The 776-nt window shown below is 30.8% G+C and carries 1 protein-coding gene; it reads right to left on the bottom strand.

Annotation, left to right across the window (positions count from 1 at the left end):
• Nucleotides 1-776: hypothetical protein (locus NK213_RS20310; protein ID WP_253352734.1), on the bottom strand; the 776-nt coding region annotated here is incomplete at both ends.

The raw sequence follows: 776 nt of genomic DNA, 5'->3' as shown, positions 1-776 counted from the left end.
TATACCTTTCCGCCATTTTGCATATATTCATCATTAAGCTCTCTCCATACATCATCATAAATATACTGACCATCCCATGTTTTCCAGTAAAGTCTGTATTGTCCTGAGACTTCTCCATTATTCAGAAGTTTATTCCCGCTTAATAAAATATTCCCTCTGCTGTCTATTATTCCTCTTGTATTATCCAAAAGATTAAATCCTGTTATATTAAGTGTCGTTTGCCCTACTATCTCACCATCTGTATTATCTACATCACCTGTTTTTATATTAAGCTCATTATCACTATAAACAGAAGCTTCTTTATTTATAAGCTTTGCCCCTTCTATATCGAGTTTATCAAGAAATATTATCAAATCTTTATTTGTTATATTATTTCCTGATAATTTCCCTGTCTCTCCTTCTATCAATGAACCATCATTATTCAAGATATTTCCTGTTGCCAGCAATTCTACATTACTTGCGGATATCGTCAAATTATTCGTTATATCTCTTCCTGATAATCTCAACAATCCTGAACTTATAGTATTACCGTTATTTACTATATCCACTCCTGATATTAAGAGATTTTCTATTCCTTGTATTTTTCCTTCAAGCAATAAATTTCCTGCTGATGTCAGAGTTATATTATTTCCTTTAATTGTTCCTGTACTATTATCATAAGAAAATAAATTCCGTAGATTTATTGTTGTCGATTCCATTGTATTTCTATTTATTACTGATGAATTATTCAAGTCTATTTTACTGTTTGAAGCCAATTTCCCAGTGTTTGTCAAACT

The organism is Sebaldella sp. S0638 (assembly GCF_024158605.1).
Classification (GTDB): domain Bacteria; phylum Fusobacteriota; class Fusobacteriia; order Fusobacteriales; family Leptotrichiaceae; genus Sebaldella.
Note: the sequence above shows the minus strand (reverse complement) of the source record. Positions and strands in the feature narration are given on the sequence as shown.